Annotated in this window: 5 protein-coding genes; 3 read left to right on the forward strand and 2 right to left on the reverse strand. The window is 32.8% G+C overall.

From position 1 onward, the window contains the following. Positions 1-160: 160 nt before the first annotated feature. Both FTV37_RS16805 and FTV37_RS16810 read right to left on the reverse strand, forming a co-directional pair. Entirely contained in the window at positions 161-985 is an 825-nt protein-coding gene (locus FTV37_RS16805) for an ImmA/IrrE family metallo-endopeptidase (protein WP_163146744.1), read from the reverse strand. A 32-nt stretch (positions 986-1017) separates the two neighbouring features. Continuing rightward, the gene (locus FTV37_RS16810; protein WP_087662598.1) at positions 1018-1347 is read right to left on the reverse strand and encodes a helix-turn-helix domain-containing protein; all 330 of its coding nucleotides are present in this window, start codon (positions 1345-1347) and stop codon (positions 1018-1020) included. 140 nt (positions 1348-1487) lie between these two features. On the opposite strand from FTV37_RS16810, the gene FTV37_RS16815 reads away from it, so the two are divergent. The 3 genes from FTV37_RS16815 to FTV37_RS16825 all read left to right on the forward strand — a co-directional run bounded on the left by FTV37_RS16815 (position 1488) and on the right by FTV37_RS16825 (position 2531). Continuing rightward, positions 1488-1667 carry a hypothetical protein gene (locus FTV37_RS16815; RefSeq protein WP_016651005.1) on the forward strand — a complete coding sequence of 60 codons (180 nt, stop codon included), beginning with the start codon at positions 1488-1490 and terminating at the stop codon, positions 1665-1667. Positions 1668-1734: 67 nt separating this feature from the next. After that, the gene (locus tag FTV37_RS16820) at positions 1735-1944 is read left to right on the forward strand and encodes a hypothetical protein (protein WP_163146743.1); all 210 of its coding nucleotides are present in this window, start codon (positions 1735-1737) and stop codon (positions 1942-1944) included. A 23-nt stretch (positions 1945-1967) separates the two neighbouring features. Next, positions 1968-2531: a hypothetical protein gene (locus FTV37_RS16825; protein ID WP_163146742.1), complete on the forward strand. Its 564-nt coding sequence runs from the start codon at positions 1968-1970 to the stop codon at positions 2529-2531. Positions 2532-3082: the final 551 nt, after the last annotated feature.

Here is a 3082-nt window from a genome sequence, read left to right on the forward strand (position 1 = left end):
ACGCTAACATATAAAATCGTCTGCTTCGACAATCGCAAAAGCACATATTCTAAAAGTGAACATTTTTACTTTGGAGAAATCAGACATTTCTATTTTGGGCTTACAAACCAACTTCGCGTAAGAGATTTTATGTTAAATAAGAAACTGTATATTTAATATACTATTTGAATGAAGGGGGTTCCCATGTATCACTAAACTCATCTTCAATCTCTTCATATAAAGTATTTGTTGTGATTACTGTGAGAGTTTTTTCATAAGATCCCAATGTGATACTTTCCTCAATTGCTTTAATACGATGATTTGTATCAATCCATTCATTAAGAAAAATTTCTTTTTTTGATAGCTCAGTTGAAATTATATTTTTATTTGGTAAGACTTTGTTTTTTATATAAATACACTTTCCAAACTTACGTAGTTCCTTAGTATCGAAAACAGCATCTACTTTACCATTTGAACTGATAATTAATAGCGCAGGTGCTTCAGTAAGTTCAATATATCGTATAGCTGTAGAGGTTAAGGACGTATTGAAAATACTAGCTAAAGACTTAATTGCTTCTAAGCCGTCATTGTATTTATACATTTCCTTTTCAAAAAGAAATTTAGGCATTAGTAAGCAGGTAGAAAAATAGTCTGCTTCTCTTTCATAGGGATCTTTACTGCTCGAACCTGCACTTGAAAAATGAGTACCATTTTTATTAAAGATATTTTCAGGATGTTCAGGTAAAAAATAATGCCCAAATTCATGGGCAATACTGAATCGTTGATATGGAATATTATTGATAGAAGAAGCATAGTAGATTAGGAAATCATTGCCATTCCTAATAAGCGCTCCAGAAATACCATGACTCTTTTGAGATTGAGTTTGTATATCAATCCCTAGTTCTTCACCTAATTTAAAAAGATCTATTTCATAATCGATTAAATCGTAATCCTGTCTAATCTGAGTAGCTGCTTTTTCAATATATTGTTTGGTGTTATTAGACATTATCTTATTCAATGTACTAAGAAATAAATAGTTTATTTATTTCTTAGTGACTCTGCAAATCGTCGAATAGTTTCTCTATCACTATCTGTTAAGTTTTGAAGATCTCTAAATAGAGTGTCCGTATTAGTTCCTTCAAAACTATCTACTCGTCCTAGTAAGTAATCTGTAGATACTTCTAGCGCTATTCCTAATTTTCTCAAATTATCAAAAGATGGTTTTCTTGACCCAGCTTCCAAATGTGAAATTGAGGTAGAAGGAATTTTAGATTTTTCAGCTAATTGAGCTTGAGTTAGTTTACGTAACTCTCTTATCGCTTTAAGCCGTTCAGGAAACACGTAGGTTTCATTAGATTCTGTATTCATAATTCTATTCTACTGATTATATTTTTGTATTTCTATAATAATTCGAAATAGAGAAATTTTGTTGACGAATTCGACAAGTAGTGTTAATAATATTTGTGACAACATTTAGTTGTCGAATTCGACAATATTAGGAGCGAAATATGTCTTTAAAGCCAGGACAGAATACAGGCCGTGATGGTGGGATTTATCGAGAGCAAGGTCCTAGAGGTGGGTTGAGAGATAACTACTCAACTATTCCAGATCGAACTATTGCCCCCCCGACATCAAAGCCAAATTCAAGCTGGGTTCGTGTTGAACGTACGCCAGATAGTAAGCGCTGAGCTGTGAAAGACTGTTAAGTACGCTTGGCAGTCTTTTTAATAATTTCATATTAACGAAGGCACTGAGATGACTGATCAAACAATAAATATTTTATGTTCTTGCGGAAGCGATAAGTTTGAGATTCCTAGTAATCCTAAAGCTTCAGATACGATTACTTGTGCTAAATGTGGAGCACAAGAAAAGTATGGAATATTGCAGAAAGAAATAGCTTCTAAAGTTAAAAAACAAGTTGAAGCTAATTTTAAAAAAATGTTGAGAAGAGCGGGTTTTAAATAAGCTAATTGTTGATAGGAGGTCCTGTGTTTCCACCGAAAGAATATATAAAAAAATCTTTTAAACAAGGGGTTGCAATAACTATCCTTTTAGGAGTGATCCCTCTTTTATTAGCTTTATGTCAAGATATTTGGGGAGTCATTTTTCATAAAAGTCATGATCTATCTAACTTTAACGAAATGATGAAGAGCCTTATACCTTCCCATGATAATTATGTCCATATTCTTATTTGGCTTTCGGGAATTTACTGTCTACCTTTATTAATGTTAGTTGTAGCAGAAAGAGAATTAGAAAGGAAAATACCAATACCGAGTTGGATAAAGAATTTTATTCTTAATTTTGAATATGCATTATCAGCTATTTTTAGTGTGATGTTTGTTGCATCAGCTATTTTCTTTACTACAGGTTTTTTCTTCTGTTTTACCAGTTTCGGTGTCTCTTATGGCATTGGATTTGTTGTTATTGGAATAATTCTATTTACTCTCACTATGTATGCACTAGCAGCGATGCTAGAGCTTAAAGACCTATTCGTGAAAAATGATTCCGATTCAGAGAAAAACCTAGATTCTGATAATGAGAAGGAAAGTTAATTTAATACCTATAGTTTTCCTTTTAATAATAAAAAACCCCAGCATCCTGCCGGGGTTTCTCATATTGGGTTGCTAGGTATGACTCCTGTCTTAACTCACGCTCCTGGTGCGATCTTTCTTATTCTTGTTGTTTGGAACATCCTGTTCTCTATGACTTCATCATAGGAAAATTCACCTATCCTGGATAGCCGCAAAGGGCCGAGTTTTATGTGAGCCAAAGCGTACAAAATAGCCTAAATTTCATCCACAGCAATTGGGGATAGTTTTCGCCCTGGAAGAGCTGAGAACATTGGGAAAATGCCAAAATTGAGCATTTTTTAGACGATTTTATTGGCGAAAGATTACAAATCTGCTTAAAAAACACACGAGTTGTTAAAACGTGTATTTTTTGATCTTGAAGGTTGTGTGTTTTTTGTCTTAAACCTTTGATAAATAATATTATTTAAAATCGCATTTCGTATAACGCCCATTATGTTAAATAGAATCAAAAAACCTCCAATAAAATCGTTATAGTATTATTATTTATTGAGTAGATAAGAGAATTAAATTAG

Source organism: Acinetobacter sp. YH16042 (genome assembly GCF_013417245.1).
GTDB lineage: Bacteria > Pseudomonadota > Gammaproteobacteria > Pseudomonadales > Moraxellaceae > Acinetobacter > Acinetobacter amyesii.

Excerpts from the sequence above, each read along its gene's own strand:
- FTV37_RS16805 (WP_163146744.1), bottom strand. The coding sequence starts at position 985 with ATGTCTAATAACACCAAACAATATATTGAAAAAGCAGCTACTCAGATT.
- FTV37_RS16815 (WP_016651005.1), top strand. The coding sequence starts at position 1,488 with ATGTCTTTAAAGCCAGGACAGAATACAGGCCGTGATGGTGGGATTTAT.
- FTV37_RS16820 (WP_163146743.1), top strand. The coding sequence starts at position 1,735 with ATGACTGATCAAACAATAAATATTTTATGTTCTTGCGGAAGCGATAAG.
- FTV37_RS16810 (WP_087662598.1), bottom strand. The coding sequence starts at position 1,347 with ATGAATACAGAATCTAATGAAACCTACGTGTTTCCTGAACGGCTTAAA.